This window comes from Ruegeria discodermiae, from assembly GCF_030758345.1.
In the GTDB taxonomy this organism is placed as follows: Bacteria; Pseudomonadota; Alphaproteobacteria; order Rhodobacterales; family Rhodobacteraceae; genus Ruegeria_C.
The window spans coordinates 981,841-1,008,237 of record NZ_JAVAMO010000001.1; the positions used below are offsets into that span (position 1 = coordinate 981,841).

A 26,397-nucleotide genomic window follows, 5' to 3' on the forward strand; every position below is an offset into this window, starting at 1 on the left:
TGGCTCACGAGCAGCGCCGGCAACGAGCAAAAGAAACAACCCGACGCACGAGTTTAAGTCCAAGAGGCTCACTGTCTTATGCTCCCAAAGCATTGGTCATGTAGTAGTTTTTCTTGGCTTTGCGGGCGACTTCAAGCTCGTGATGTCCCGTAGACGCCCGCGCGGCTGTTCGCCTTCACAAAATTTCGACTCTGGTGCTTGCCGATGGTCCCTATCGCACTCTTTTTGGCGCGCGCGAGAGAATTGGTCCGGCCACCTCGAACAGTGCGGCCGACAGGATCAGGGCCGTACCTATCGCCTGCGGCAGACCAAAGGGCTCGCCGCTGAACAGGAAGGCGGTGATGACGGCAACCACCACCTCGCTCATCAGCAAAAGCCCGACCCGACCGGGGGACAGCAGCCGCGCGGGCCAGATCGTCAGGAACAGCATAGGCAGCGCATAAAATGCCGTTGCCAGCACCAAAGGCGCGGCGGATGTGATCTGGTCTACGGACGGAACCGGTCCCATTGCCGAGCCAAAGATAAGTACTGAGGCGGCGGTGACGATCAGGCTGCCCCACACAAAGCCGAGGATTTGGCTGCGAACCGGAACCCCGCTGTATTTGTTCAGTTGCAGCGTCCCAACCGCCCAGAGGATGCCGGAAATCAATGCAAGCCAGTCACCGGTGTTCTTTGGCCAAGGGATCGCGCCGCCATCACCCAGCACGACAACCAGCCCCAGTAGGCCGGAAACAAGGGCAAGAACACGCCAGAGTGTCAGCCGCTCTCCCAGAAACACGATACCAAGGACCGTTCCCCAGACGGGTGTGATGTAGAACAGCAGGATGGCGCGCACCACGTCCGTAAAGAACAGGCTGGTGATATAGAAGCTGAAGGCCGCCCCGGTGAGCAGGCCGCAGGACATCATCCCCCACAGATTTAAGCGGATTTCCCGGTGGTTCCGGATCGCGAGCGGCATGAGCAGGACAGTCAGACAGGCGTAGATCAGCAGGCCCGGCCAGGCCAGTTGCGGCCCGGTCTCACCAATGGCGCGCAGCGGAATCCAGATCGCGCCCCACATGGCCCCGCCAAGACATAGTCCCAGGCTGGGCAGGAGGAGGTTTTGCTGCGGCTTGATCATGGGTGTCCTCGATCGGTGCGGTGACTATTCAGATCGGTTCAATGTCGCCTTGGGCACGTTGCGCGTGGAATTCAGCCTGCCAGGCCTCGAAGCTGCCCGCCGCGATGGCGCCGCGCATGCCGGCCATGATGTCCTGAAAGTAATGCAGGTTGTGCCAGGTCAGCAGCATGCCCGAAATCATCTCATTGGCGCGGAAGACATGGTGCAGATAGGCGCGCGAATAATGCGAACAGGCCGGGCAGGTGCAGGCCTCATCCAGCGGGCGCGGGTCGTCGGCGTGGCGGGCGTTCTTGATGTTCACCACGCCGTGGCGTGTGAAAACCTGCCCGGTGCGGCCCGAGCGCGATGGCAGCACGCAATCCATCATGTCGATACCGCGCGCCACCGCGCCCACGATGTCGTCGGGCTTGCCCACCCCCATCAGATAGCGCGGCTTGTCCTCGGGCAGCATGTCGGGCGCGTAGTCGAGGCAACCGAACATGGCCTCCTGCCCCTCACCCACCGCCAGACCGCCTACCGCATAGCCATCAAAACCGATTTCGCGCAGCGCCTCGGCGCTTTCCGCGCGAAAATCCTGCTCCAGCCCGCCCTGCTGGATACCGAACAGAGCATGGCTGGGCCGGTCGCCAAAGGCATCGCGCGAGCGCTGCGCCCACCGCATCGACAGCCGCATGCTTTGTGCGATCCGGTCCCGGTCGGCGGGCAATGCCGGGCATTCGTCAAAACACATCACGATATCCGAACCCAGAAGGCGCTGGATCTCCATCGACCGTTCGGGTGTCAATTCGTGCTTCGACCCGTCGATGTGAGATTTGAAGGTCACGCCCTTTTCGGTCAGCTTGCGCAACCCGGCGAGGCTCATCACCTGAAACCCGCCTGAATCGGTCAGGATGGGACGTTCCCAATTCATGAACTTGTGCAGCCCGCCCAGCCGGTCGATCCGCTCGGCGGTGGGGCGCAGCATCAGGTGATAGGTGTTGCCGAGCAGAATATCGGCCCCGGTGGCGCGTACACTTTCCGGCATCATCGCCTTGACCGTCGCCGCCGTGCCAACCGGCATGAAAGCAGGCGTGCGGATGTCCCCGCGCGGTGTCGCGATCACACCGGTGCGCGCCTTGCCGTCAGTGGCACTCAACTGAAAGGAAATTCTGTCGGTCATACTGCGCTCCGGCTCGCTCAACCGGGCAGGATTTGCCTGATCATACGCGGCAATGCAAGAGTGCCGATCAGTGCAGCGAGGCGATCCGGCTGGTGAGCACCTGCATCACAGCCTGCGTCTCCATATCCCGGCAGACGGTGACCGGCGGGCGGTCAGGATCGGGAACCGTGGCGCCGCTGCGCGCGCCTTCGGTGAGGGCGCGCAGGCCAGTTTCTACCGTCTCGAAAAGCTGCGGATGGCTGCAGGCCACCACAGCGGTCGGGTCCTGCAACCCACAGCCGTCGATCCCAAGGGTGACACAAAAGAAATTCAGATGGGATTGCACCGCCCGGTTCAGAAACCCGCCAACCCTGGGTGATGCCGCCGACAGAACGGCAAAATCCGCGATGCCATAGAGCGGCTTGAGCGTGACATCCAGCCCGACAAGCGTGATCGGCAGGCCCGAGGCGAACACCGCATCCGCGGCCAGCGGATCACGCGCCATATTGTCCTCTGCGGTATCGCTCGCATCATTGGTCTCTCCGAGCGCACCGCCCAGCACGATCACCCGGCCCGGCATCTGGGCAAATTCAGGGTCCAAAGCCAGCGCGTTGGCAATATTGGTGAGCGGCCCCAGCGTGCAGATGGTCAGGTCATCCCCATGCTCTCGCGCCATCTGAACGAGGAATTCGGCGGCGGATTGCGGATGGTCGACGCCAAGGTCGGGGATTTCGATCACATCGCCAAAGCCTTCGCTGCCATGCGCAATCCCGGCTGGCTGAAAGTCCGAAGCACCCAGCGGTGCTTCCGCCCCGCGCGCCACCGGTATATCCAATTGCAGCAGATCGACCAGATAGCGCGCGTTGCGGCTGGCCTGGTGAATGCTGGTATTGCCGTAAATCGTTGTCAGCCCGACCAGATCAATCTCAGGCGCGGCGGCGGCATAGGCGATGGCCAGCGCGTCATCAATGCCGGGATCAGTGTCGAGAATGACCTTCATGCCGCAAACCTACGACAGGATATGTGACTCTCAAACCCCGATTTTGGGCATTCTGTACAAAAAACCTCTATATGTAGATGCAGCACAGGTCATTTGCGAAACGCGGTTAGGGCTTGAAGCAACCGCGAAACCCGCCATACCTGTCTTGAAACTGGGCGACTCAACCCCCAAATGTATACAATAGTACACAAAGATTAGGAGCCTCAATGTCAGAAGATCTGATCCTCGAATTGATATCGTCCAACATTCTTTACCTGCTGGCTGCAGCCCTGATCATCCTGGTGATTTTCAAGGGCATCAAGATTGTGCCGCAATCCGAGAAATACGTGATCGAACGGTTCGGTCGGCTGCATTCGGTGCTTGGACCGGGGATCAACTTTATCGTGCCATTTCTGGATGTTGCACGGCACAAGATATCTATCCTGGAACGCCAGCTGCCCAATGCCACCCAGGATGCGATCACCAAGGACAACGTGCTGGTACAAATCGACACCTCGGTCTTTTACCGCATCCTAGAGCCGGAAAAGACCGTCTATCGCATCCGCGAAGTGGACGGCGCCATCGCCACCACCGTGGCCGGGATCGTGCGGGCCGAGATCGGCAAGATGGATCTGGATGAGGTGCAGTCGAACCGCGCTCAGCTAATTTCACGCATTCAGGAAAGCGTGGAATCTGCCGTGGATGACTGGGGCATCGAAGTGACAAGGGCAGAAATTCTCGACGTAAATCTCGATCAGGCCACTCGTGACGCGATGCTGCAGCAGCTCAACGCCGAACGCGCCCGTCGCGCTCAGGTGACCGAGGCTGAGGGCCAGAAACGCGCGGTCGAATTGCAGGCCGATGCCGAGCTTTATGCCGCCGAACAAAGCGCCAAGGCCCGCCGGGTTCAGGCCGATGCCGAGGCTTACGCGACCGAGGTCGTGGCCCGTGCGATCAAGGATAACGGCCTTGAGGCGGCGCAGTATCAGGTTGCCCTGAAGCAGGTCGAGGCGCTGAACGCGCTCGGACATGGCGATGGCAAACAGACGATCGTTCTGCCGGCAAACGCGCTGGAGGCCTTTGGCGACGCGTTCAAGATGCTGAAAGGAGGCCGCGCATGATACTTGACCTGGTCCTGCTCTGGTGGGTCTGGATGGCCTTTGCGCTGGTGCTGGTGATCCTGGAGGTCGCCATACCCGGCTTCATCTTCCTGGGCTTCGCCATCGGTGCGGCAATCACCGGGCTGCTAGTCCTGTTCTCAATCTTCACGATGGGGGCCGCAATTCTGCTGCTGATCTTTGCAGGACTGTCGCTGGCGGCCTGGCTTGGCCTGCGTCATTTCTTTGCCCTGCCCGGCGGGCAGGTCAAGAAATTCGACCGCGATATCAACGACTGAGGAAGGCTGCGGCATTTGATGCCGCAGCCCTCGCTGCAATCATAGGCTGTGTCGAGAGCTAGCCTTGATGCGGGCCGCGCATGCTGATGATGGCGCGACGCACCGCTTTCCAATCCTGCGCCTCGGCATCCTGACCCTTATCCTTGCAATCCTGTATTTTCCGGGCGATCTCGGCCTCGGCCTTGGGGCCCTGCGCGGTATAAAGCGCGCGTGCATATTCCGTGGTCTTGATCATATCCATCGCAGTTTGTCCTCCCGCTTTGGTTCTGCGCTACATGAGTCATCCCTCGCGCAGGAACCACCATAACACGAAAATCGCCCGGCTTGCATACGGCGAATTCCGCAGGAATTGACGATGCGCCGCTCTGGACGCCCCGCCTTGCTTTCCCTATATAATCACTCAAGTAAAAAACCGAGGCCCGAATGACCAACACCAACGAACATATGGAAGGGACACCGCTGATTGCGCCCTCTTCCGTTGGCCACCCGCTGTATGAGCCGGTGGTCGAGGCCTGCCGTTCCGTCTATGACCCTGAAATTCCGGTCAATATCTATGAACTGGGGCTGATCTACACGATCGATATCAGTGATCAGAACGAGGTGAAGGTGATCATGAGCCTGACTGCGCCGGGTTGTCCGGTGGCAGGTGAGATGCCGGGCTGGGTGGCCGAGGCCATCGAACCGCTGGCTGGCGTCAAACAGGTAGATGTGGAACTGACCTGGGAGCCACCCTGGGGCATGGAGATGATGTCGGATGAGGCCCGGCTGGAACTTGGCTTTATGTGAAGCCGGGCGACACCCGCTGCCACGGCGCGCCGTTACAAAACGGTAATGCCGCCTTCATGCCCTTGTTGCGCGCCTGTCCAAGAAGACCAGTCTATTCCAACCGGACCAGCACCAAGAGGCCCACCATGCGACGGATATTTGCCAGCGCCCTGCTCGCGCTTTCCCCAACCCTTGTTGCCGCCGACGTAGTACCGCATGTCAGCTACGGACCCCGCCCCGCCTATCTGATCGACAAGCTGCCAGAAGGCACACTGAAATCAACGCTGCAAGCCTGCGCAGCGCAGACCCCGGCGGCGAGCACGTTTTCCATCGGCCATCGTGGCGCGCCGCTTCTCTTCCCGGAACACACGGTCGAGTCCAATGTCGCGGCGGCGCGGATGGGGGCTGGCATTCTGGAATGTGACGTGACCTTTACCAAAGATCTGGAACTGGTGTGCCGCCATGCCCAGAATGATCTGCACACAACAACCGACATCCTAACCAGCGATCTGGCCGCGACCTGCGCCACCCCCTTCGCTCCGGCGACCGGCGGCACGCCCGCAACCGCCGAGTGCCGCACCTCGGAACTGACCCTGGCCGAATTCCGGACGCTGACCCCCAAGATGGACAGCTCCGACAAATCCGCAACCACGCCAGAGGAGTATCAGGGCGGCGTTGCCGGGTACCGGACCACGCTCTATGCCGATCAGGCCCAGACGATGACCCACGCCGAGTCGATCGCGCTGTTCAAATCGCTTGGCACCAAGTTCACGCCAGAGCTGAAATCGCCGGCCGTAGAAATGCCCTTCAACGGGTTCACCCAGGCCGACTATGCGCAAAAGCTCATCGATGAATACAAAGCCGCCGGTATCCCTCCCAGCGATGTCTGGCCGCAGAGCTTTGACTTGCAAGACGTCCTCTACTGGATTGAAAACGAGCCTGAATTCGGGAAACAGGCCGTGCTTCTGGATGCAAGCTACAGGGCTGCAGGATTCGATCACACCAACCCCGAGACCTTCCCGCTCGATTTTGCGGAACTGCGTGCCAAAGGCGTCAACTATCTCGCCCCGCCGACCTGGATGCTCTTGACGGTCGAGGATGGCAGGATCGTCCCATCCCCCTATGCGACCGAAGCCAGCGCGGCGGGTCTGAACCTGATCACCTGGACGCTGGAGCGGTCCGGGCCACTGAGTTCCGGCGGCGATTGGTACTTCCAATCGGTCGCGGATCTGACGCGTGATGACAGCATGTATTACCAGATGCTGGATGTTCTGGCCCAGGATGTGGGGGTGAAAGGCGTGTTTTCCGACTGGCCCGCGACGGTCACCTATTACGCCAATTGCATGGGGCTTTGATCTCGTATTGCCTTTGCGCGGTCTACCCCTTGAGCCGACCGCGCGGGCGAACTAGATTACCCACAAGGGCGCGAGACGCGCGAAGGAGTTCGTAAATGTTCGGTATTCCCGGCAAACAGGCGGTGACGATGACACCGCGCGCTGCAGCGCAGATCGCCAAACTGATGGCCAAGGGCGGGCATTCGGGCCTGCGCATCGGCGTCAAGAAAGGCGGCTGCGCTGGCATGGAATACACCATGGACTATGTCGATGCTGCCGAATCCCATGACGAGGTGGTGGAGCAGGACGGCGCGCGCATTCTGATCGCGCCGATGGCGCAGATGTTCCTTTTTGGCACCGAGATCGACTATGAGGTCTCGCTGCTGGAGGCTGGTTTCAAGTTCAAGAACCCCAACGTGGTCGATGCCTGCGGCTGCGGCGAGTCGATCAAGTTCGATGAAAGCCTGCCCGCGACCAAGTAACGCTTAGGGGAACGCAGCAACCGGCGGCGCTTCGGCCAGAACCGGGCGTCGGGTCGTCAGACTGCGGCGCGCCTCGTCGATCTGCCCGAGTTTCAGCAGAACATTCACATAGGTCAGTTCCAGCAGATCCCGCTGCGCCCGGCTGCCGCCCAGCCGTTCGGTACGCGCCATGGTCTGTGACAGGTCAGCCAGTGCGCCCGCCCAGTCCTCGCGCGCGATCGCGCCCCAGGCGCGGGCGACCGGGCGCACCAGATCGCCCGCGAAGCCCTTGGCCGTTTCGGCGATCTTTGCCAGACGTGCGCCCTCACCCGCCATCGCATGGGCCAGAGCCGCGTGGATATCAGCAAAGCTCTGCCCGGTTTCGGGGAAATTCTGCGCGGCATAGTCACTCAGGACCGACCAGCGGCGCGGTTCCACCGCTATCCCCGCAAGCTCGGCGCGATAGAGAATCGCCGCCGTATCGGTCAGAACATTGATCGGCAGCCCCTTCGCCGCCCCCGGTGCGACACCGCTATCGACCGCCTGCCACATGGCCTCCTCATCACCCGCATGCAGCGCCCACAAAGCGCAATGCCAACTCAGATGGCCATGCAGCACGGAGCGGTTATCGTACTCGGCCAACCACGTCTCAAGATAGGCGCGTCCCCCTTGGGTGTCGCCCGCCTCATATTGCGCGTGGGCCTTGAAATGCGACCCGTTTGCGTTTCTTGGGTTCAGCGCCAGCGCCTTCTCCATCAACCGCATGGAGGCGTCGATCTGACCAGTCTCGCAGAGCGACAGCGCGTGCATCGACATCATCCACCAATCCTCGCCATACTGCGGCAACAGGGCCGAGGTATAGGCCAGCAGCTCAGCCTCGCGCCCGACCTCGCCGGAAAACCCGATCAGGCCAAAGACATTGGTACAAAGCTGCGCCACAAGCGCATCACGCGGATAGGTCTGTACATGTTCCAGCACGGCCTTGCGCGCCTCGTCCGGTTTGCCCGCAAGCAGCAGGCCAAGCGCCGCGATATGCTGGCGTTCCCTTTCGGTGCCACGCCCGGCCAATTCTGTGGCCCGTGCCAGCGCGGCTTTGGCATCCGCCATCCGAGCCTCCATCATCAGCGCCCGTGCCAGCGCCGCATGACCAAGCGCGAAATCTGGATCGACCGCGACCGCCTCTGCAAACGCATCCGAAGCGCCGAAATTGCCCCCCAAAAACAGCGCAACGCCCCTGTCGTAGTGATCCCGCGCCGCTGGTTGATCGGTCGAAAGCCCGTTGCCGTATCTGTCTTTCATCCCCATTGCGCATGCCCCCTCGGCGTTGGTCCCAAGCGCCACATTAGGCGCTGTGGCCTCATTTGCACACTCCCCCCAATCGGCGGGGTCACCCAATCACCATCCGTCAATTGTTTCGCCGCGCCGGGGGTGCTATCGGATGGGGGACAAGGTTCAACAGGATATCGGGGACAGGCATGCGGCGGAAACTGGCGGCGGGAAACTGGAAAATGAATGGCACGGGCGAGAGCCTGAGCGAGCTGACCGCATTGGGCGCGGCCTACCCGTCTGCCAACGTGGACATCCTGATTTGCCCGCCCGCCGCCTTGCTGTCGCGCGCGGCGGAGGCCGCCTCGGGCAGTGCCGTCACGATTGGCGGTCAGGATTGCCACGCCGCCGCGTCAGGTGCGCATACCGGCGATATCAGTGCAGCGATGCTGATGGATGCGGGGGCCGGATCGGTGATCCTTGGTCATTCCGAACGGCGCCAGGATCATGGGGAAAGTGACGCCAATGTGCGGGCCAAAACAGAGGCCGCGGTGGCCGCCGGTCTGATCGCCATCGTCTGTGTCGGTGAAAGCCTGGAGCAACGCGAGGCCGGACAGACGCTGGATGTGATCGGTGCGCAGATGGAGGGCTCGGTGCCCGATGGGGTGACGGCAGAGACGCTGGTGATCGCCTATGAGCCGATCTGGGCCATCGGCACCGGCAAGGTGCCAACGCTGGAGCAGATCGGCGAGGTGCATGATTTCATGCGCGCGCGCTTGGCGGCACGGTTCGGCGAGGCCACGGCATCCGGCATCCGCCTGCTTTATGGCGGGTCGGTCAAACCGGGCAACGCAGCCGAGATTTTTGCCGTTAGCAATGTGGACGGCGCGCTGGTCGGCGGCGCGAGCCTGAAATCCGCCGATTTCTCACCCATCATCGCGGCGCTTGAGAGCGCCTGACGCGCAACTCCTGCGGGGCGGGTCCGCAGGAGCGGTCTAGCAATGGCAGCAGCCCCGCGCTGAACTCGCCGCTAGACCTGCGTCGGATTCGGGGCATATGCTGCGGCATCCGAATGATGCGGAACAGTCGTGCCCCCTGCCCTTGCCCGCCCGAGCCTCTCTCAACTTTATGCGCGCCACGCGGCGCGCTGGCATGAGTCTATCACCCATCTCGGCTATCCCGAGGCCTATGCCCTGCTTGCGGAAACCGACATGGCCGCGCGCCAAGAACCACCGCGCTACGTGTTGGACGCGGGATGCGGCTCCGGAGCTTTTGCAGAGCAGGTCATAGCGCGGTGCCCCTCGCAGGCGCATCTAACACTGCTCGATCCATCGGAAGAAATGCTTGCGCAGGCCCGAAAGCGCGACTGGCGCGAAGCACCAGAGACCGTGTCGGGGCGGCTGCAGGACATCAGCGCATTGCCAAGACGGTTCGATACCGTCCTCTGCGCACATGTTCTCGAACATACCGCTGATCTTGAAGCCTCGCTAAGACAGCTTGCACAGGCGTTGACGCCTGGTGGCAGCCTGCTGCTTGCCGTCAGCAAGCCACATTGGTGTACGGCGATTTTGCGTTGGCGCTGGGGGCACAAGGCCTACCAGCCAGATGACATATGCGCAGCGCTCGCACGGGCCGGGCTGACCGGGATCAACGCAATCCGGTTCATCAAAGGCCCGCCCTCCCGCACCAGTTGCGGATATCGGGCGATAAAACCGGGCTGAGGATCACTCGGCCTTCTCGCGGCTGGTCAGGATCACCGCCAACACGATCATCGCCGCCCCGATCAGGCCCGCTCCGGTGATCTCGGCCCCCAGAAGCAGCCCAGCATTCACGAAGGTGAAGACCACCGACAACGCAAACATCAGCGTGGCCGACAGGGTCGAAACGCGGGCAGCGGCCTCGTACCAGAGGTAATAGGCCAGCGCCGTGGGCAACACGCCCAGCAGGATCAGGAACGCGCCATCCCGGACGCTTGGCATCACCGGGTCAATCAGGGCGAGCGGGGCCATCAGAATGCCCGCGCAGAGGAAAATGCCGAAGAGAAAGTTCAACCGCTCGGGCGTGGAGTTTGTCCCCTGCATCGCCCGGCTGCTGGAAATCAGGAACACCGCCCAGCTGAGCCCGGCGGCGATCTCCAGCAGATCGCCGATAAAGCGGGTGCCGCCGGTCTGGAAATCCGGCAGAACGGTCAGAGCCACGCCGGTGACCGCGATGGCCGTGGCCAGCAGATCGCGCCAGCCCACCGGAGCCTTGACGAAGAAATAGAGAAAGATCAGCACGAAGATCGGCGCGGTGTTTTCCAGTACCATCGCATTGGCCGCGCCAGTGCGCTCCAGTCCTATATGGAAGAAGATGTAATTTACCACGGTGGACAGCACTGCCAGCCGGAAATTCCAGTCGCGCAGATTGATTGACACACCCGCACCCAACACCCGCAGAATGACATAGATCGCGGCTGCGGCGATGAAGAGGCGTATCGCAGCGATCTGCAATCCGCCCATATCGCTGGTCAGATAGCGCACGATGACGCTGTGCATGCCCCAGAAAAAGGCGGCCAGAAGACCAAAGATCAGACCCCGATTAAGACTTTGTCCCGACATCACATCCCGATCCCCAAGTGTTTCGCGCAGTGCAAGCCTGTTCAGCATAGCAGCGTCTGCCACAACATGGAGTTCATATCTGGGGTTCGGGTAATCAGCAAAACCAAGGGATGCTGGCCAATAGGCATCAGGCAAACGCATTTATGCGCGCGGCAAAAGCCCGAGCCTATGCAGTCCCCTCCGCTTACCCTATCAAGACCCGCAGAACATGATCTTTCCAGTTGATCGGATGGGACCAATGGGGGCGGCGGGCAAACTCTTTTTCAGGCTGTTCATGCTGTTGCTGCCGCCGCAGGTCGCTTATGCGCAGACCGCCGGTGAGGACCTGTTCAAATCCCTCCAACGCGAAAACGCCGCCGGGTCTCTGGCTATTCTAAGCCTTGTAGGCATCCCCGACGACTCGGCCAGCACGATCTTTCTGCAATCGGGGCAAAGCAACCGGAGCTACGATTTCAGGTCTGCGCAATTCGGTGGGGGTTTCCGGGTTGCTGAGGGCTTTCCGCTCTATCTTGAGGGATATGCCGGCTACGCGCGCTACGATCCGGTTCTCGTCTTTGAGCAAGGCGGCGAAACCAGCCGTCTGCCGCTGAAATGGACCAGTTTCGCCGCGACCGGCGGGATCGGCTGGGAGTTTGACATTCGGGAGCATTGGAAGTTCAGACCGCTGGCGCATATCTCGGTCGGGCGCACGCAATCGGATGCCTCTATCGGGGCGCAGGCCATTGCCAACAGGCTCGGACTGGACCGGGAGTTCTTGGAGAGTGGCGGTATCTGGGCTGGCGGCCTGGGCGGATCGGCGACGCTGGCTTATGACCGGCGGCGCGAAAGCGGTCACCAGTTGGAGGCCAGCCTGCGCTATACGCATATCGAGTATAAACCGATCGGTGATGACGAGGACCTGCTGGTGACCTCAACAGCGGCAAATACCGTGCTCTGGAGCCGCTATCGCTGGCCGATCCGGGCGCAGGCCTTTGGCAAGCCGATGCGCGGTGTGACCGACCTCTCGCTGTCTTATCTGATCGGGGATCAGGCGAAGGTGCTGGGCACGGATTGGCTGGCCCGTGTTGGCGTCGGGATGGAGGTCGATGTGTCGGAAACGAAGCTGCCCTGGGTCACCAGCGCGCGGCTTATGGTCCGGTATTATGGCAGCGATACGGTGGATGGGTTCAGCGCCGGAATTGGCATCAGCTTCTGATTTGAACCGGCGGGCGGCCTTGCACACGACGGATAGGCAGCCCTTCGAACATTCAGAAGCCCCCGCCATCGGCAGGGGCTCTTGATCCTGTTACGTGCCATTACTGGGTGACGATCTCCGGTCCCATGAAGGTGTTGGGCAGGAAGGTCGAAATCCACGGAATATAGGTCACCATGATCAGGAAGACGAAGAGCACCGCGAGGAACGGCAAGGCCGCCCGTACCACCGCCATCATCGGCATCCCCGCCACGCCTGAGGTGACGAAGAGGTTCAGACCAACGGGCGGGGTGATCATCCCGATCTCCATGTTGACCACCATGATGATGCCCAGATGGATCGGGTCGATGCCCAGCTCGATCGCGATGGGGAAGACCAGTGGCGCGACGATGACCAGCAGGCCCGAAGGCTCCATGAACTGACCACCAATCAGCAGGATTACGTTCACAACGATCAGGAACATGACCGGCCCAAAGCCCGCCGACAGCATGGCAGACGCGATCTGCTGGGGCACCTGCTCGTCGGTCAGCACGTGTTTCAGGATCAGCGCGTTGGCAATCACGAAGAGCAGCGTGACCGTCAGCTTGCCTGCCTCAAACAGCGTGTGCTTGGTGTCGGGGTGGAACAAGGCCGTTACCAGCGCAATTGGTTTGCGCATCAGCGACAGGTTCTGCGCCTCTCCTTCCGTGCTGAGCGGCCCCATGTCCTTGTAAACGAAGCTCGCGATGAAGAAGGCATAGACGGCGGCCACGGCGGCGGCTTCGGTCGGGGTGAAAATCCCGCCATAGATGCCGCCCAGAATGATCACGATCAGGAACAGGCCCCAGCCCGCCTCACGCGCCGAAGCAAAGATCTCGCCCCAGCCCAGCCAGTCGCCCTTGGGCAGGTTCTTGACCTTGGCCATCACATAGATCGTAACCATCAGCATCAGACCTGCCATCAGACCGGGAATGACACCAGCCAGGAACATCCGGCCCACCGAGACCTCAACCGCGGCGGCATAGACCACCATCACGATGGAGGGCGGGATCAGGATGCCCAAGGTACCTGCGTTACAAATGACACCGGCGGCGAAATCCTTGGAGTAGCCCACCTGCCGCATCCCGGCGATCACGATGGAACCGATGGCGACCACGGTGGCCGGGCTGGACCCGGAAAGCGCGGCAAACAGCATACAGGCAAAGACACCCGCGATCGCCAGACCGCCCGGTAGGTGCCCCACGCACGCGATGGAAAAGCGGATGATCCGTCGCGCCACGCCGCCAGTGGTCATGAAGGACGAGGCCAGAATGAAGAACGGGATCGCCAGCAGGGTGAAATGGCCCTCGAAGGCTTCGAACAGCGTGCCTGCGACCGAGGCAAGCGAGCTGTCGGAATAGATCAGCAGGAAGATGGTGGAACTTAGGCCCAGTGAGATCGCGATGGGAACACCGATCAGCAGCAGGCCAATGACCATGCCGAAGAGAATGACAACTTCCATCAGTTGTGCCCTCCCTGCTGCTGGCGTACCTCTTCCAGTTCATCCTCAACCTCATGGCTGGCCACGATCCGGTCGGTCTCACCCTTCCAGATCGCAATGGCCGCCTGAACGAAGCGGATTACGAGTAGCAGCATGGAGATCGGCAGCACGATATAAGGGACGACCTTGGGCAGCTTCTCATAGGCCTCGTCGTAGTTGATCGCGCCTTCCAGCCAGCGCAGCCATTCGACCATCGGGACGTCCTGCACCTCATAGAAACTCTGTGAGCGCGCTTTCAGGTCAAGGCCGGTGGGGAACCAGCGGCCCGAGGTCGGAGGCAGATCGGCAAACACGGCCCAGTAGTCATAGGCGCCCTTGAGCATCAGCAGCGAGAACAGCAGGCAGCAGGCGACCGAGATCAGCGCCAGCACCCTGCGCGGCGCGGGGCTGAGCATGTTCAGGATCGCATCGACGCCCAGATGCGCATGTTTCTTGACCGCATAAGACGCGCCCAGCAGCACCAGCCAGGCGAACATGAACACGGTCAGTTCCAGCGCCCAGAGGATGTTGGAGTTGAATACGAAGCGCGCAATCACATTGGCGAATGTCACCGCCGTCATCAGACCAAGAAGCACCGCGATCACGGTCTCCTCGATCTGGTCGATGAAACCGGACGGACCGGCAGTCGAACCAGACATGTTACTGTCCCCGATTGTTTGTGTGTTTTGTGGCAGGTCCGTCCACAGACCCGCTAGGGCGCGGCGCCGATCACTCCCCAGTACCGGCGCCGCGCGTAATGCGCCGGATCAGAACCCGGCGTTGATTGCCTGTGCGGCGTCGATCTTGTCCTGACCGACGTCATCCGAGAACTTGTCCCAGACAGGCTTCATCGCATCGACCCAGGCCTGACGCTGTGCAGGCTCCAGCACGCGGATGGTGCCGCCCGCGTCAATGATCGATTGCTTGGCGGCATCGTTCACAGCGGTCGCTTCCTTGTTGCGCGTATCGCTGACCTCGCCAAGGATGGTCAGGAATTGCTCGCGCACCTCCGGCTCAAGACTGTCGAGCCAGTCCACCGAGGTCACGACCAGATAGTCGATGATGCCATGGTTGGTCTCGGTGATGCCGTCCTGCACCTCAAAGAACTTCTTGCCATAGATGTTGGACCAGGTGTTCTCCTGACCGTCCACAACGCCCTGCTGCAGCGCGCCATAGACCTCGGAAAAGGCCATTTTCTGCGGGCTGCCCCCGATCGCTTCCATCTGGGCGACCAGCACGTCCGAGCTTTGGACGCGGAATTTCAGACCATCTGCATCGGTGGGCTCCACCAAAGGCTTATTGGCCGACATCTGCTTCATGCCGTTGTGCCAGAAGGCCAGCCCCTGCAGGCCACGGCGCTGCATGCTGTCTTTCATCGCCTGACCCTGCTCAGAGGCCTGGAACGCATCAACGGCATCGATATTGACGAACATAAAGGGCAGGTCGAACAGGCGGAACTGCTTGGTGAATTTCTCGAATTTCGACAGCGAGGGCGCGGCCAGTTGCACATCGCCCTGCAGCATCGCCTCCAGCACCTTGTTGTCATTATAGAGCGTGGAGTTCGGATAGACCTCCATGCACATGGTGCCGTTCATCTCGTCATTGACGCGGCTCTCCAGCAGCGAGGCGGCAATGCCCTTGGGGTGTTTGTCGGTGTTGGTCACGTGGGCGAATTTCACCACGATCTCGCCATCGTCGCAGGCCGCAAATGCGGCGGTGGCGGTCAGTGCCAGCGCGGTGGCAGCGGTTGCCAGGAATTTCATCGGTATCCTCCCGTATATTTTCCGATTCAGAGGCTCAGCCCTGATCGCATTCGAGTGAAGCCAATCCCGGGGCCCCGCTCAACCCTGTGAAATGCGGGAATGAGTGAAATGTCTTTCCTGAATAAATTCAGAGTATTGCGTGATGTTCCGAAGGTGTCTCAAAGATGGGCATTTGCCGGATGTGCGGATTTTCGCACAGGCCAGACCCCACTTGTGCGGATTTCCGCACAGTCCTGACATCCGCCTTGGCCCCGCGATTCGACCCCTGCGCGCAGGACGGGCCCATCAGTCTTCGTCGTCCTCATCGGGGATCGGGTACGGGCCATCTTCAAACAGGAACGCCTGAAGCGCGGTCAGATAGTCGCGCCATTCGGCCTCATCCTCGAACTCATCATCGGTCAGCTCTTCCCAGTCGCTCCGCCCGATACCGCTGCCACTCAGGGTTTCGGCGAGGGCGGACTGGAAGGCCGTGCGCGCATCGGCGTTATGGGCCTCGTCCAGAAACTCCTTCAACTCCTCAACATCATAAGCTTGCGGGTTGAGGTAGCCGCTGGCCATATCGCTCAGGACCTGCTGCGGGGTGCGGTCAGCCATGTCTGGGGTCTCCATCAATTGGTTTCACGGCCGGTCCTTTCGGCGGGACCAGCTATGCGATCGGGTTGGGGTAAAGCGTCACCAGACGCAAGGTGCCATCGTCAAGCAGATCATAAATGGCCTTGCAGTTGCTATCGGGCCCCCAGGTCGCATCGACGCAGGTGTCTTTCTGACCTTTCTGCTTTTTGCGTTTCACACCCTGCACCGCGCTCTGCCAATTCGGGCCCAGCACATCGACCAGCTTGGCCTTCATCGGGGGTAGCCTGACGGGCTTGCCGCCTTCGGGCGGCGGCTTGATGCCGTTATCGTCGATATGATCCAGCGCCTGGGTCCGCAACGCCATCTGGCTTTCGACAAACGCCGCCTTGTCGAGGAAGTTCGACGCCTTGTGCACCGGCTTTCCCTTGAATTTCTTGCCGGTGCGCGGGTTCTGCTTTTTAAGGATGCGGTCTTCCTGCTGCTGAATGGTCAGCCCCGGACCGTGGCATTCAGGCCCATGTGCGCGCGGCGGTTTGTCGACATGATCGTAGAACATCGTGTCCAGCGTCTCTTTCATCGCCTTGAGTTCGGCGATGTTGGAGGGCGGCGGTTTCTTGTTCATAGCGGTTTTCAGCGCCGTGCGCATGTCGCGCATTTCGGGAAAGGCGCGGTCCATGAAAGCCGGGTCGCTGGTCACCTGCGCCGCGCAGGTCTTGACCAACCCGTCGAGCTTGCCCAGCGCCTCCGCGTCGTCGCCCGCGCTGGAGAGACGATCGGTGATGATCACCGGCGAGGGCGTTGCGGCCACCAGTTTGCGCAGCGCCGCCAGCGCCTTGAGCGCGGTATCCGGGCTTTTGGCCTTCATGGCCTTCTTGTAGAGTTCGACCGCCTTCACCACCCGTTCGCGGTAATCAGCGGGGGCAGAGTTCAAACAGCGCAGCAGCGGGGTTTTCATCGCCTCGAAGTGCTTTGCAATCTTTTCCAGCACCTGTTCGATATCATCGCCCAGTTCGGGCGGTGTATCTGCGCTGTCTTCGTCCTCCTCCTCCCCATCATCGATGACGTCGCCGTCTTCGGATAGCAGGCGGACTTTCATCTTCTGCCCGCGGGCTGAAAGGTATTTGCGGAAGGTCTTGCCAAAGTTGGCGGGTGTCGAATCCGGGTCCTCGACGAAGAGGTTGGCGATCTTGCCATCGACCTCCAGCGCGCCGACCGCGCCCTTGGCCCCGGCGCCCTCATCCTTGGCCATCTTCCGGCAGGCGGATTTGTTCTTGGATTTGTGGGCCTTGAAAATCAGGTCATCCTTGCCGTGAAACAGCGCGAAATTGTGCCGGACCTTGCGCGCGGCAGCAATGATGGTCGCCACCTCTTTTGCCTCCGCCGCAAGTTCGGATTTGGATTTCTTCGCCACGCCAACCTCTCTGAGATAACCGGGTCCAAGGCGCTGTCACGGCCTCCTTGCCGGGTCACAATAGCCAAAACCCGGATCAAAGCCACCCTGCATATCGGGGGTTTCAACGCCGGAAAGTTTCAGGGCGGATCGCGTATTTGGCCAGCTTGTCATAGAAGGTCTTGCGCGGCAGTTTTAGGGCCTGCGCCGCCTGCGCCGCCTTGCCATTATGCCGCCCAAGGGCCGCGACCAGCAAAGAGCGTTCCACCCGCGCCATCTGTTCAGCCAGACCAAGCTCTGCGGCCTGGGCCACATCCTCTGGCATGCCCAGCACAAAGCGCATCGCCGCTGACATCAGCGAGCGTGCATTGCCCGGCCAGTCCTGCGCCATCAGCGCTGCCAGATGGTCCGGCGTGACCTCGGGCGGCTCGATCCCGGCTTGTTCAGCGGCTTGCGCCAAATAATGGCGAAAGATCACCGGGATATCGTCGGGCCGTTCCGACAGCGCAGGGATACGGACGCGCATCCCGTCGAGCCGGTAGAAAAGTTCGGGGTTGAAGCGGCCCTCCTCGGCCAAAGCGGCCAGATCGGCGGTGCTGCCCGCAATCAGCCGGGTGCCTATCCCCTGCTCGATCATCTCAAGCGCGGCATATTGCGTCGGTCCCGGCAGGGCTGAAACCTCATCCAGAAACAGCGATCCACCCGCCGCATTACTTATTGCGGCACCAAGGTCGGTGGGTGTCATATCCGCGGCTGAGCGTTTTACGAATGGCCCCTGCGCGGCGGCGGACATCAGGTGCACCACCTCGGCCACTTTCGAAACCCCGCTGCCCGGCGGGCCAGTCACCAGAACCTCGGCGTCAGTCCCCGCGACGGCACGCACACGGGTGCGCAATGCCTCGGCCTGCTGTGACGAACCAAAGAGCATCCGCGCCGCCGGATCGCCGGTCTCCAGCTGCTGCTTCAAGGCGCGGTTCTCCAGCACCAGCGCCCGGGTTTTCAAAGCCCGCTGCAGCACCGCCACCAGATCAGCGGGCGCGCAGGGTTTTTCCAGAAAGTCGAACGCCCCCTGCCCCATGGCGCTGACGGCGGTCGGGATATCCCCTTCGCCGGTCAACAGGATCACCGGCAGTTCCGCATCGATTTCTCGCGCATAATTCAGCAAGTGAAACCCGTCGCGACCGGGCATCCGGATGTCCGAGACAATGACCCCCTGGAACCCGGGTGTGATGTGATCCTTGGCCGCCACGAAGGAGCCTGCCGTGATGGCCTGAAAATCGCTGAGTTCCAGCGTCTGGCCCAGCGCCTCGCGCACGGCGGCATCGTCATCGACCAGCAACACAGTACGGATCATGCGGCCTCTTCCTCTCTGAACCGGTCAAGCTGAACCGTGAACATGGCACCGCTATCGGTGTTGCTGCCCCGGATATTGCCGCCAAAGCTCTGCACCAGACCATATGAGATCGACAGGCCCAGCCCCATCCCCTCGGACGACCCCACCGCCTTGGTCGAATAAAACGGCTCGAATATCTTTTCCGGGTCTTCAATCCCCGGGCCGGTATCGCGGACGGTGACGGTCAGCTTGTCGCCCTGTTGGATTTCAATGCTGATCCGGCGCATATCCTGCCCGGTCATGGCATCGGCGGCGTTGTTGATGAGATTTACAAAAACCTGCACCAGCCGCACCTCACCACCCCAGGCCGGGATCGGCGCAGAGGGCGCTGCCCAAGTCAGTTCCACCCCGTCATTGGTCAGCCGCGCGGCGGTCAGTTCCACGGCGGTGTCGATAACCTGAACCAGATCAACCCGGCCCATTGGTTCGCTTTCATTGCGGGCAAAGGCGCGCAGGTTCTTGATGATCCGCGCCATGCGCTTGGCCATTTGTGAGATCCGGCCCAGGTTTTCGCCCGCCTTCTCTGACTTGCCGCGCTCCATAAAGGCGCTGCCATTGTCGGCGAACTGCTGGATCGCCATCAGCGGCTGGTTCAACTCGTGACTGATCCCCGCCGACATCTGGCCCAGCGCGCTGAGCTTGCCCGCCTGCACCAGTTCCGCCTGTGCCCGTTTCAACGCGGCTTCGGCCTCTTGTCGTTCGACCACCTCGCGGCGCAATTGGGTATTGGCCTCGGACAGCGCTTGGGTGCGCTCGGCCACCCGGCTTTCCAGCACTGCGTTGGCCTCGGCCAGGGTGCGGCGGCGTTCTGTGGCCAGAAACAGCAGCGCCCCAAAGGCCAGACAGATCGCCGCCACGGTTGCGGCCTGCAGCCAGGCAAGGCGTCGCGCCGGAGCCAGGTCGACCACTACCTCACCGCTCATGCCGATGACGGGCAAGTCCTGTACCAGATGCAGCGCGTGGCGCGGCAGGTACGGCCCCCAATCCAGCGTCCAGATCTCGAAATTGCCCAGCAAGTCAGTTTCGAACGGGCGCGGCGGTCCTTGGGCAGGTTGCAGCCCTGCGTCAACCCCATCGCGACGCCAGAACACCATCTCGGGCCGGTTGGACATGAAAACCTCGCCCGCCCCATCCACGAACAGAACCGCCGGAGAGCTACCGCGCCAGTCGAACTCGGTATTGTCGATATCCACCACGACAATCAACGCGCCCCGAACCTTGCCATCGGGTCCGAAATCCGGCGCGGCATAGTAGAATGCGCGCTGATCAAAGGGCGCAATCACACCGTGATCGCTGCCCAGCGCGCCTTGCATGGCCCGTTCGAAATAAGGCGCCCCGCTGAGCGAATGCGCCGTCTCGTCGCGCGCGGCCACCAGCACACGGCCCGAACGATCCGCATACATCACATCCAGCGCCGAGGTCTTGTCGGCCACATCCAGCAGCAGATCGCGCGCGGCGGCGCGACCTCCGGGCAGGTCGAGATATTCCAGCGCCGGATGCTCGGCCAGCAGAACGGCGGTTTCCTGATAGCGCAGCAATTGCGCGCTGAGCCGGTCGCTGGCCAGTTTCAGATCGGCCTCGGCCCGCTCGGCCAACTGCCCGACAGCCTGCCGATAGCCATAGGTCCAGAGCCCGGCGGCCAGCAAGCCCACCAGAACGAGGAAACCAACGATGATCCACAGCCTTCGCATTGTCCATAGGGTCTTGCATTGCGCGCGGCGCAAGGCAAGGGTGCGCGCGATGAAGACATGCCGCCAGAGCCCCACCGAGCCCGCCTTTGTGCAAGACCCCTACCCGTTTTACACCCGGATGCGCGCGGGCGGCCCCCTGGCCTATTGGGAGGAGTATGGCAAGGTTGCAGCCTTCAGCCACGAGGCCGTGCAGACCCTGCTGAAAGACCGCCGCTTCGGGCGCGAAGTGCCCCCGGAACTGGTGACCGAAGGCCCGAGCCATCTGGCCCCCTGGCTGGCGGTTGAGGCACACTCACTGCTTGATGCTGAACCGCCGCGCCACACAAGGCTGCGCGCGCTGGTGCTGCGCGCCTTCACCTCCCGCGCGATCAGCGACCTGGCACCGGGAATCGAAGCGCTGTGCCATGAGTTGATTGACGCCTTCCCGGAGGGTGAGTTCGACCTGCTAGACGCCTATTGCTCGCAGGTGCCGGTGATCACCATTTGCCGCTTGCTGGGCGTGCCCGAGGATATGGCCCCGGACCTGCTGCGCTGGTCGCATGCGATGGTGGCGATGTATCAGGCGGGCCGCACCCGCGCGACCGAAGATGCGGCGGCACAGGCGGCGACAGAATTCACCACATTCCTGCGTGGTTATATCGAGAAGCGCCGCAACGATCCGCGCGACGATCTGATCACCCGGCTGATTGCTGCGGAAGAAGAAGGCACAAAGCTTTCGACCGACGAGTTAATCGGCACCTGTATTCTGTTGCTGAATGCCGGGCACGAGGCAACGGTGCATGCCATCGCCAATGGGGTGAAGACGCTGCTGGAAACCGGCACCTCCCCTGCGGCCTTGGCGCCCGATACAATCGACCGCACCATCGAAGAGATCATGCGCTTTGATCCGCCGCTGCATATGTTCTCGCGCTATGCCTATGAGGATGTCACGCTCTTTGATCATATGTTCCGGCGCGGCGATGAGGTGGCGCTGCTGCTGGGCGCGGCCAACCGTGACCCTTCTGTCTGGGCACATCCCGACAGGTTTGATCCGACGCGCGCCACCCTGACCAATACTAGCTTTGGCGGCGGGCTGCATTTCTGCGTCGGCGCACCGCTGGCCCGGCTGGAGATGCGCATCGCCCTGCCGAACCTGTTTGCGCGCTGCCCGGCGCTACGGCTCGCCAAACCGCCGAGCTATTCCGACAGCTACCATTTCCATGGTCTCGCCAAGCTGTTGGTTTGCCACTGAAGCGCGATCAAAGCGGTAGCATCGTCGTTGATTTGATCTCTTCCATCGACAGCAGCGCGGTGACGTTATGCACCCGCACCTCCGAAATCAGCGCCTGATAGAAGGCGTCATAAGCGCGGGCATTCCTCACGCGCACCTTCAGGATGTAGTCGATATCGCCCGCTAGCCGGTGTGCCTCCTGCACTTCGGGGCGATCCTGCAGGGCCTTCAGGAAAGCGTTCTGCCATTCCGCCTCATGCTCGGAGGTGCGGATCAGCACAAAAAAACAGGCCTCATAACCCAGCGCCTCGGCATCCAGCAGAACCGTCTGCTGGCCGATCACCCCGGCCCCGCGCAGTTTGCGGATTCGATTCCAGACCGGCGTCTTGGAACTGCCCACCTGGCTGGCAATCTCGTCCAGCGACTGGCTGGCATCGCGCTGCAGTTCAGCCAGAATTTTCCGATCTGTATCGTCTATGCGCACTGACATTCCTGTTTTTTCCTTCAATCGAAACCCACATCCCGGTTATTTGCAAAGACAGAACAAACGTCCTTATTTGTCGCGCCATATGGCGATTATGCGGGATTATTTCCTATATTGGGGGTCACGTCAAACAGAACAGACATGACCCATGACCACGCAACACGTAGACAACACAACCGGCCAGATCGACTTTGTCGGCGCAGGACCCGGTGATCCGGAGCTGCTGACCGTCGCGGCCCTGCGCGCCTTTGAGGCGGCGGATGTGGTTCTGCATGACCGTCTGATTTCGGACGAGGTGCTCATCCTTGCAGGCGCATCTGCAAAGCTGGTTGATGTGGGCAAGGCCGGTTTTGGCCCCTCCTGGGATCAGGGTGATATCAATGACCTGCTGGTGGCCCATGGCCAGAACGGCAACCGTGTCGTGCGCCTGAAATCAGGCGACCCGACTGTCTTTGGTCGGCTGGACGAAGAAATCGAGGCCGTCGAGGCCGCCGGGTTGAGCTGGAGCATCGTGCCGGGCATCACCGCCGCCTCTGCCGCAGTTGCCGGTATCGGCCAGAGCCTGACCCGGCGCGGGCGCAATTCGTCGATCCGCTTCCTGACCGGCCATGACATGAAAGGCTTTGCCGATCACGACTGGGCCGCGCTGGCGCGCCGGGGCGAGGTTGCTGCGATCTATATGGGCAAGAAATCAGCCCGCTTCATTCAGGGCCGTCTGATCATGCATGGTGCTGTACGAAACACGCCGATCACATTGGTCGAAAACGCCTCACGCCCCGATCAACGCGTGCTGGCCACGACCCTGGACCGCCTGCCCGCCGATCTGGCGCAGGCCGATATGAACGGCCCTGCGCTCACACTTTATGGCCTTGCCCCGCGGGAGGCGGTGCAGGCCCTGACAGAATTCAACAAGGAGCATGCCTGATGGCCCGCGCTTTTACCCCTAAAGTCGTCACCGCCAATGACCTGCTGGAAGGTGATGTGATCTATCTGACCGCCGATGACCGCTGGTCGCGTGACCTGACCGAGGCCGAACTGATCACTGACGAGGCGCATGCACAGCTGCGCCTACTTGATGCCGAAAGCCAGCCGAGCAAGATCGTCGGCGCTTATCTGGCAGATGCGGTCGCCGGAAACAACGGTCCGGAGCCAACACATTTTCGGGAAGATTTCCGCCGTACCGGTCCCTCCAACTACCGGCACGGCAAGCAGGAAACTTCCCCGCAGCCCCAGGTCTGAACAAAGGCCCCTTCTCTCCCCCTAAAAGGCCCCAGATCCGGGGCTGCACCAAGGACAGCAAACGATGTATCGCTACTCCGAGTTTGACACCGCCTTCCTCACCGAACGCAACGCGCAGTTCCGCGCCCAGGTCGAGCGCCGCATTGACGGATCGCTGACCGAGGATGAATTCAAGCCTCTGCGCCTGATGAACGGGCTCTATCTGCAGCTGCATGCCTATATGCTGCGGGTGGCGATCCCCTATGGCACGCTAAACCCTGACCAGATGCGGCAACTGGCGCTGCTGGCCGAGAAGTGGGACAAGGGCTATGGCCATTTCACCACCCGTCAGAACATCCAGTATAACTGGCCCAAGCTGAACGATGTGCCCGACATGCTGGACGCGCTGGCCGAGGTTGGCCTGCACGCGATCCAGACAAGCGGCAACACCATCCGCAACGTGACCGCCGACCATTTCGCCGGTGCCGCCGCTGATGAGGTCGCCGATCCGCGCCCCTACGCGGAACTGCTACGCCAGTGGTCGACCGATCACCCGGAATTCCAGTTCATGCCGCGCAAGTTCAAGATCGCGATCACTGGCTCGGAAAACGACCGCGCCGTGATCAAGGCGCATGATATCGGTCTGCAACTGGTCGAACGCGACGGCGTGCTGGGCGCCCGCGTGCTGGTTGGCGGCGGCTTGGGCCGGACCCCGATGATCGGTAAGGAGTTGAGCCCGTTTGTGGCCTTTGACGATCTGCTGGCTTATCTGGAGGCAACCGTCAGCGTCTGGAACCAGATCGGTCGCCGCGACAATAAGTACAAGGCGCGCATCAAGATCACCGTTCACGAGCATGGTATCGACGCCATCCGCGCCAAGGTGAACGAGCGCTTACTGCAAGTACGCCCGCAATTCAAGGGCGCCGATATGGCGCTGCTGGAAGAGATCAAGACCCACTTTGCGCCGCCCGCCTTCCGGGACGGCTCGGTCGCGGGCTTCAAGGACGCCTATCACCATGATCCGGTCTTCCGGTCCTGGGTGGACACCAACATCGCCGCCCATAAGAAGGACGATCATGCGATTGTCACCATCTCGCTCAAGAAACAGGGCGAGACGCCCGGCGACGCCACGGCTGAACAAATGCGCGTAATGGCTGATCTGGCCGAAGAGTTCGCCTATGGCGAGCTGCGTATCAGCCACGAGCAGAACGTGATCCTGCCGCATGTCCATAAATCGGACCTGCCCGCGATCCATGCGCGCCTGAAAGAGCATGCGCTGGCCACCGCCAATATCGGGCTGATCAGCGATATCATCGCCTGCCCCGGCATGGATTATTGCGCGCTTGCAACGGCCCGCTCGATCCCCGTGGCGCAGCAGATCGCGACACGCTTCGAAGAGCTGAAGCTGGAAAACGACATTGGCGAGCTGAAGATCAAGATCTCGGGCTGCATCAACGCCTGCGGGCATCACCATGTGGGCCATATCGGTATCCTGGGCCTCGACCGCGCGGGGGTGGAAAACTACCAGATCACCCTGGGCGGCGACGGCACCGAAACCGCGGCCATTGGTGATCGCACCGGACCGGGCTTTGCCTATGACGAGATTGTGCCAGCGATCGAACGACTGGTCGCGGCCTATCTCGACCTGCGGGAAGGGAAGGAGAAGACCTTCCTGCAGACCTATCGCCGTCTTGGGATGGCGCCGTTCAAAGCGGCCCTCTACCCCGAGGCACAGGCCAATGCCGCTTGACGAAATCCAGACCGAGCTGGGGGCTGAGCGCAGCGCACTGACCGAAAAGGTCGAGGCGCTCAACGCCCGGTTCCGCCACCACAGCGCCCATGACGTGATGCATGGTGCGTTGGAGGAGGCCGGGCGTCTGGCGCTTGTGTCCAGCTTTGGCGCGGAGTCGGTGGTGTTGCTGCATATGGCCGCTGTGATCGACAAGAGCACGCCGGTGCTCTTTGTGGACACTCAGATGCTGTTCACCGAGACGCTGGTCTATCAGCAGGAGGTCAGCGAGCGGCTGGGTCTGCGCAACGTGCAGATCATCCGGGCAACGGATGAGGATCTGGCCCGCGACGATCCCTATGGCGCCTTGCGCCTGCGCGACACGGATGCCTGCTGCACGCTGCGCAAGACGATCCCGCTGCAACGCGCGCTCAAGGGCTATGACGGTTGGATCACCGGGCGCAAACGGTTTCAGGCGGGCACCCGCGCCGCGCTCGACTTCTTTGAGGTCGAGGACGGCACCGGGCGCATAAAGGTCAACCCGCTGGCCCATTGGGCGCCGGAAGATGTGCGCGCCTATATGGACGAAAACCGCCTGCCCCGGCATCCGCTGGTGGCCAAAGGATACCCTTCGATCGGCTGTGCGCCCTGCACCTCGCCAGTCAAAGAGGGCGAAGACCCCCGCGCCGGACGCTGGCGCGATCAGAACAAGGAAGAATGCGGCATCCATTTTGTCGATGGCAAGATGGTGCGCGCAGGAGAGAAAACATGAATGTAATCGTAACGGATGAGGGGTTCTCCCCCGATGACTGGACCGATGGCTATGTCCCGCTGGAAGACGCGGCCAATGACGTGGTCGCGCTGGATGTGGCCTCGGACGCGGACCCGGATGAGTTGATTGACCGCCTGGGCAGCACGCAGATGGTGCGCGTGGATTTTCCGTCCTCGGCGGATGGTCGCGGCTTTACCATCGCGCGCATTCTGCGCCTGAAGGGCTATACAGGCCGTCTGCGCGCCAAAGGCCATGTGCTGGCCGACCAATATGCCATGGCGCGCCGCAGCGGCTTTGACGAGGTCGAGATCGACCAGGCCCTCGCCAACCGTCAGCCCGAGGATCAGTGGCTGGCACGCGCCGACTGGCAGGACCACAATTACCAGGCCCGCCTGCGCGGCTGACCCCGCCTATCGCCAGCTTGT

The 26,397-nt window shown here is 61.6% G+C and carries 28 protein-coding genes; 14 read left to right on the plus strand and 14 right to left on the minus strand.

All coding sequences use genetic code 11. The features are described 5' to 3' along the window. Positions 1 to 211 precede the first annotated feature (211 nt). The 3 genes from Q5Y75_RS04880 to Q5Y75_RS04890 all read right to left on the minus strand — a co-directional run bounded on the left by Q5Y75_RS04880 (position 212) and on the right by Q5Y75_RS04890 (position 3,258). Positions 212 to 1,120 carry a DMT family transporter gene (locus Q5Y75_RS04880; protein WP_306194875.1) on the minus strand — a complete coding sequence of 303 codons (909 nt, stop codon included), beginning with the start codon at positions 1,118 to 1,120 and terminating at the stop codon, positions 212 to 214. Between the two features lie 28 nt (positions 1,121 to 1,148). Then, positions 1,149 to 2,279 carry a tRNA guanosine(34) transglycosylase Tgt gene (gene tgt, locus Q5Y75_RS04885; protein WP_306194877.1) on the minus strand — a complete coding sequence of 377 codons (1,131 nt, stop codon included), beginning with the start codon at positions 2,277 to 2,279 and terminating at the stop codon, positions 1,149 to 1,151. Between the two features lie 67 nt (positions 2,280 to 2,346). Beyond that, positions 2,347 to 3,258 carry a nucleoside hydrolase gene (locus Q5Y75_RS04890; RefSeq protein ID WP_306194879.1) on the minus strand — a complete coding sequence of 304 codons (912 nt, stop codon included), beginning with the start codon at positions 3,256 to 3,258 and terminating at the stop codon, positions 2,347 to 2,349. A gap of 206 nt (positions 3,259 to 3,464) precedes the next feature. Between Q5Y75_RS04890 and Q5Y75_RS04895 the strand changes: the two genes are divergently transcribed. Both Q5Y75_RS04895 and Q5Y75_RS04900 read left to right on the plus strand, forming a co-directional pair. After that, complete coding sequence (locus Q5Y75_RS04895; protein ID WP_306194881.1) at positions 3,465 to 4,358, plus strand: SPFH domain-containing protein; 894 nt, start codon at positions 3,465 to 3,467, stop codon at positions 4,356 to 4,358. Beyond that, the gene (locus Q5Y75_RS04900) at positions 4,355 to 4,633 is read left to right on the plus strand and encodes an NfeD family protein (protein WP_306194883.1); all 279 of its coding nucleotides are present in this window, start codon (positions 4,355 to 4,357) and stop codon (positions 4,631 to 4,633) included. The genes Q5Y75_RS04895 and Q5Y75_RS04900 overlap by 4 nt, the downstream gene beginning before the upstream one ends. 58 nt (positions 4,634 to 4,691) lie before the next feature. Here the strand turns inward: Q5Y75_RS04900 and Q5Y75_RS04905 are convergent, their stop codons facing one another. Then, the gene (locus Q5Y75_RS04905; protein WP_306194884.1) at positions 4,692 to 4,874 is read right to left on the minus strand and encodes a hypothetical protein; all 183 of its coding nucleotides are present in this window, start codon (positions 4,872 to 4,874) and stop codon (positions 4,692 to 4,694) included. A 182-nt stretch (positions 4,875 to 5,056) separates the two neighbouring features. Here Q5Y75_RS04905 and Q5Y75_RS04910 point away from each other — a divergent pair, with 182 nt between their 5' ends. The 3 genes from Q5Y75_RS04910 to Q5Y75_RS04920 all read left to right on the plus strand — a co-directional run bounded on the left by Q5Y75_RS04910 (position 5,057) and on the right by Q5Y75_RS04920 (position 7,214). Continuing rightward, positions 5,057 to 5,419 (plus strand): SUF system Fe-S cluster assembly protein, encoded by a 363-nt coding sequence (locus tag Q5Y75_RS04910; protein ID WP_306194886.1) that lies wholly within the window; start codon positions 5,057 to 5,059, stop codon positions 5,417 to 5,419. A 125-nt stretch (positions 5,420 to 5,544) separates the two neighbouring features. Further along, entirely contained in the window at positions 5,545 to 6,753 is a 1,209-nt protein-coding gene (locus Q5Y75_RS04915) for a glycerophosphodiester phosphodiesterase family protein (RefSeq protein ID WP_306194888.1), read from the plus strand. 95 nt (positions 6,754 to 6,848) lie between these two features. After that, complete coding sequence (locus tag Q5Y75_RS04920; protein WP_306194890.1) at positions 6,849 to 7,214, plus strand: HesB/IscA family protein; 366 nt, start codon at positions 6,849 to 6,851, stop codon at positions 7,212 to 7,214. Between the two features lie 3 nt (positions 7,215 to 7,217). On the opposite strand, the gene Q5Y75_RS04925 is transcribed toward Q5Y75_RS04920, so the two are convergent. Next, complete coding sequence (locus Q5Y75_RS04925; RefSeq protein WP_306194892.1) at positions 7,218 to 8,492, minus strand: tetratricopeptide repeat protein; 1,275 nt, start codon at positions 8,490 to 8,492, stop codon at positions 7,218 to 7,220. Between the two features lie 176 nt (positions 8,493 to 8,668). Between Q5Y75_RS04925 and tpiA the strand changes: the two genes are divergently transcribed. Together tpiA and Q5Y75_RS04935 are read left to right on the plus strand one after the other, a co-directional pair. Continuing rightward, on the plus strand, positions 8,669 to 9,418 hold the full coding sequence (gene tpiA, locus Q5Y75_RS04930; protein WP_306194893.1) for a triose-phosphate isomerase: 750 nt from the start codon (positions 8,669 to 8,671) through the stop codon (positions 9,416 to 9,418). A gap of 129 nt (positions 9,419 to 9,547) precedes the next feature. Further along, a complete protein-coding gene (locus Q5Y75_RS04935; RefSeq protein ID WP_306194895.1) occupies positions 9,548 to 10,180 on the plus strand; it encodes a class I SAM-dependent methyltransferase in 633 nt (210 codons plus the stop codon). Between the two features lie 3 nt (positions 10,181 to 10,183). On the opposite strand, the gene Q5Y75_RS04940 is transcribed toward Q5Y75_RS04935, so the two are convergent. Beyond that, complete coding sequence (locus Q5Y75_RS04940) at positions 10,184 to 11,107, minus strand: DMT family transporter (protein WP_306194897.1); 924 nt, start codon at positions 11,105 to 11,107, stop codon at positions 10,184 to 10,186. A gap of 160 nt (positions 11,108 to 11,267) precedes the next feature. On the opposite strand from Q5Y75_RS04940, the gene Q5Y75_RS04945 reads away from it, so the two are divergent. Then, positions 11,268 to 12,254, plus strand: coding sequence for an autotransporter outer membrane beta-barrel domain-containing protein (locus Q5Y75_RS04945; protein WP_306194899.1), 987 nt, complete (start codon positions 11,268 to 11,270; stop codon positions 12,252 to 12,254). Between the two features lie 100 nt (positions 12,255 to 12,354). Here the strand turns inward: Q5Y75_RS04945 and Q5Y75_RS04950 are convergent, their stop codons facing one another. The 7 genes from Q5Y75_RS04950 to Q5Y75_RS04980 all read right to left on the minus strand — a co-directional run bounded on the left by Q5Y75_RS04950 (position 12,355) and on the right by Q5Y75_RS04980 (position 20,559). Further along, positions 12,355 to 13,731, minus strand: coding sequence for a TRAP transporter large permease (locus Q5Y75_RS04950; protein WP_306194901.1), 1,377 nt, complete (start codon positions 13,729 to 13,731; stop codon positions 12,355 to 12,357). Further along, positions 13,731 to 14,408, minus strand: coding sequence for a TRAP transporter small permease (locus Q5Y75_RS04955; RefSeq protein WP_306194902.1), 678 nt, complete (start codon positions 14,406 to 14,408; stop codon positions 13,731 to 13,733). The genes Q5Y75_RS04950 and Q5Y75_RS04955 overlap by 1 nt, the downstream gene beginning before the upstream one ends. Positions 14,409 to 14,516: 108 nt before the next feature. Continuing rightward, on the minus strand, positions 14,517 to 15,512 hold the full coding sequence (locus Q5Y75_RS04960; RefSeq protein WP_306194905.1) for a DctP family TRAP transporter solute-binding subunit: 996 nt from the start codon (positions 15,510 to 15,512) through the stop codon (positions 14,517 to 14,519). Between the two features lie 285 nt (positions 15,513 to 15,797). After that, positions 15,798 to 16,106: a hypothetical protein gene (locus tag Q5Y75_RS04965; protein ID WP_306194906.1), complete on the minus strand. Its 309-nt coding sequence runs from the start codon at positions 16,104 to 16,106 to the stop codon at positions 15,798 to 15,800. 52 nt (positions 16,107 to 16,158) lie between these two features. After that, positions 16,159 to 17,496, minus strand: a complete 1,338-nt coding sequence (locus Q5Y75_RS04970) for a hypothetical protein (protein ID WP_306194907.1) — start codon at positions 17,494 to 17,496, stop codon at positions 16,159 to 16,161. A 103-nt stretch (positions 17,497 to 17,599) separates the two neighbouring features. Further along, entirely contained in the window at positions 17,600 to 18,829 is a 1,230-nt protein-coding gene (locus Q5Y75_RS04975) for a sigma-54-dependent transcriptional regulator (protein WP_306194908.1), read from the minus strand. Further along, positions 18,826 to 20,559 (minus strand): sensor histidine kinase, encoded by a 1,734-nt coding sequence (locus Q5Y75_RS04980; protein WP_306194910.1) that lies wholly within the window; start codon positions 20,557 to 20,559, stop codon positions 18,826 to 18,828. The genes Q5Y75_RS04975 and Q5Y75_RS04980 overlap by 4 nt, the downstream gene beginning before the upstream one ends. Positions 20,560 to 20,608: 49 nt before the next feature. Here Q5Y75_RS04980 and Q5Y75_RS04985 point away from each other — a divergent pair, with 49 nt between their 5' ends. Next, positions 20,609 to 21,790, plus strand: a complete 1,182-nt coding sequence (locus Q5Y75_RS04985; RefSeq protein ID WP_306195700.1) for a cytochrome P450 — start codon at positions 20,609 to 20,611, stop codon at positions 21,788 to 21,790. Positions 21,791 to 21,797: 7 nt separating this feature from the next. Here Q5Y75_RS04985 and Q5Y75_RS04990 read toward each other — a convergent pair whose 3' ends face one another. Next, on the minus strand, positions 21,798 to 22,259 hold the full coding sequence (locus Q5Y75_RS04990; protein WP_249712470.1) for an Lrp/AsnC family transcriptional regulator: 462 nt from the start codon (positions 22,257 to 22,259) through the stop codon (positions 21,798 to 21,800). Between the two features lie 142 nt (positions 22,260 to 22,401). On the opposite strand from Q5Y75_RS04990, the gene cobA reads away from it, so the two are divergent. The 5 genes from cobA (at position 22,402) to Q5Y75_RS05015 (ending at position 26,376) form a co-directional block, all read left to right on the plus strand. Then, the gene (cobA, locus tag Q5Y75_RS04995) at positions 22,402 to 23,178 is read left to right on the plus strand and encodes a uroporphyrinogen-III C-methyltransferase (RefSeq protein ID WP_306194914.1); all 777 of its coding nucleotides are present in this window, start codon (positions 22,402 to 22,404) and stop codon (positions 23,176 to 23,178) included. Next, a complete protein-coding gene (locus tag Q5Y75_RS05000; protein ID WP_306194916.1) occupies positions 23,178 to 23,492 on the plus strand; it encodes a DUF2849 domain-containing protein in 315 nt (104 codons plus the stop codon). The genes cobA and Q5Y75_RS05000 overlap by 1 nt, the downstream gene beginning before the upstream one ends. A 64-nt stretch (positions 23,493 to 23,556) precedes the next feature. After that, positions 23,557 to 25,221 (plus strand): nitrite/sulfite reductase, encoded by a 1,665-nt coding sequence (locus Q5Y75_RS05005; RefSeq protein WP_306194918.1) that lies wholly within the window; start codon positions 23,557 to 23,559, stop codon positions 25,219 to 25,221. Then, entirely contained in the window at positions 25,211 to 25,972 is a 762-nt protein-coding gene (locus tag Q5Y75_RS05010; RefSeq protein ID WP_306194920.1) for a phosphoadenylyl-sulfate reductase, read from the plus strand. The genes Q5Y75_RS05005 and Q5Y75_RS05010 overlap by 11 nt, the downstream gene beginning before the upstream one ends. After that, on the plus strand, positions 25,969 to 26,376 hold the full coding sequence (locus Q5Y75_RS05015) for a DUF934 domain-containing protein (RefSeq protein WP_306194922.1): 408 nt from the start codon (positions 25,969 to 25,971) through the stop codon (positions 26,374 to 26,376). Before Q5Y75_RS05010 ends, Q5Y75_RS05015 begins: the two co-directional genes overlap by 4 nt. Positions 26,377 to 26,397 lie beyond the last annotated feature (21 nt).

Excerpts from the sequence above, each read along its gene's own strand:
- Q5Y75_RS04880 (WP_306194875.1), bottom strand. The coding sequence starts at position 1,120 with ATGATCAAGCCGCAGCAAAACCTCCTCCTGCCCAGCCTGGGACTATGT.
- tgt (WP_306194877.1), bottom strand. The coding sequence starts at position 2,279 with ATGACCGACAGAATTTCCTTTCAGTTGAGTGCCACTGACGGCAAGGCG.
- Q5Y75_RS04890 (WP_306194879.1), bottom strand. The coding sequence starts at position 3,258 with ATGAAGGTCATTCTCGACACTGATCCCGGCATTGATGACGCGCTGGCC.
- Q5Y75_RS04895 (WP_306194881.1), top strand. The coding sequence starts at position 3,465 with ATGTCAGAAGATCTGATCCTCGAATTGATATCGTCCAACATTCTTTAC.
- Q5Y75_RS04900 (WP_306194883.1), top strand. The coding sequence starts at position 4,355 with ATGATACTTGACCTGGTCCTGCTCTGGTGGGTCTGGATGGCCTTTGCG.
- Q5Y75_RS04905 (WP_306194884.1), bottom strand. The coding sequence starts at position 4,874 with ATGGATATGATCAAGACCACGGAATATGCACGCGCGCTTTATACCGCG.
- Q5Y75_RS04910 (WP_306194886.1), top strand. The coding sequence starts at position 5,057 with ATGACCAACACCAACGAACATATGGAAGGGACACCGCTGATTGCGCCC.
- Q5Y75_RS04915 (WP_306194888.1), top strand. The coding sequence starts at position 5,545 with ATGCGACGGATATTTGCCAGCGCCCTGCTCGCGCTTTCCCCAACCCTT.
- Q5Y75_RS04920 (WP_306194890.1), top strand. The coding sequence starts at position 6,849 with ATGTTCGGTATTCCCGGCAAACAGGCGGTGACGATGACACCGCGCGCT.
- Q5Y75_RS04925 (WP_306194892.1), bottom strand. The coding sequence starts at position 8,492 with ATGAAAGACAGATACGGCAACGGGCTTTCGACCGATCAACCAGCGGCG.
- tpiA (WP_306194893.1), top strand. The coding sequence starts at position 8,669 with ATGCGGCGGAAACTGGCGGCGGGAAACTGGAAAATGAATGGCACGGGC.
- Q5Y75_RS04940 (WP_306194897.1), bottom strand. The coding sequence starts at position 11,107 with ATGCTGAACAGGCTTGCACTGCGCGAAACACTTGGGGATCGGGATGTG.
- Q5Y75_RS04945 (WP_306194899.1), top strand. The coding sequence starts at position 11,268 with ATGATCTTTCCAGTTGATCGGATGGGACCAATGGGGGCGGCGGGCAAA.
- Q5Y75_RS04950 (WP_306194901.1), bottom strand. The coding sequence starts at position 13,731 with ATGGAAGTTGTCATTCTCTTCGGCATGGTCATTGGCCTGCTGCTGATC.
- Q5Y75_RS04955 (WP_306194902.1), bottom strand. The coding sequence starts at position 14,408 with ATGTCTGGTTCGACTGCCGGTCCGTCCGGTTTCATCGACCAGATCGAG.
- Q5Y75_RS04960 (WP_306194905.1), bottom strand. The coding sequence starts at position 15,512 with ATGAAATTCCTGGCAACCGCTGCCACCGCGCTGGCACTGACCGCCACC.
- Q5Y75_RS04965 (WP_306194906.1), bottom strand. The coding sequence starts at position 16,106 with ATGGCTGACCGCACCCCGCAGCAGGTCCTGAGCGATATGGCCAGCGGC.
- Q5Y75_RS04975 (WP_306194908.1), bottom strand. The coding sequence starts at position 18,829 with ATGATCCGTACTGTGTTGCTGGTCGATGACGATGCCGCCGTGCGCGAG.
- Q5Y75_RS04980 (WP_306194910.1), bottom strand. The coding sequence starts at position 20,559 with ATGCGAAGGCTGTGGATCATCGTTGGTTTCCTCGTTCTGGTGGGCTTG.
- Q5Y75_RS04985 (WP_306195700.1), top strand. The coding sequence starts at position 20,609 with ATGAAGACATGCCGCCAGAGCCCCACCGAGCCCGCCTTTGTGCAAGAC.
- Q5Y75_RS04990 (WP_249712470.1), bottom strand. The coding sequence starts at position 22,259 with ATGTCAGTGCGCATAGACGATACAGATCGGAAAATTCTGGCTGAACTG.
- cobA (WP_306194914.1), top strand. The coding sequence starts at position 22,402 with ATGACCACGCAACACGTAGACAACACAACCGGCCAGATCGACTTTGTC.
- Q5Y75_RS05000 (WP_306194916.1), top strand. The coding sequence starts at position 23,178 with ATGGCCCGCGCTTTTACCCCTAAAGTCGTCACCGCCAATGACCTGCTG.
- Q5Y75_RS05005 (WP_306194918.1), top strand. The coding sequence starts at position 23,557 with ATGTATCGCTACTCCGAGTTTGACACCGCCTTCCTCACCGAACGCAAC.
- Q5Y75_RS05010 (WP_306194920.1), top strand. The coding sequence starts at position 25,211 with ATGCCGCTTGACGAAATCCAGACCGAGCTGGGGGCTGAGCGCAGCGCA.
- Q5Y75_RS05015 (WP_306194922.1), top strand. The coding sequence starts at position 25,969 with ATGAATGTAATCGTAACGGATGAGGGGTTCTCCCCCGATGACTGGACC.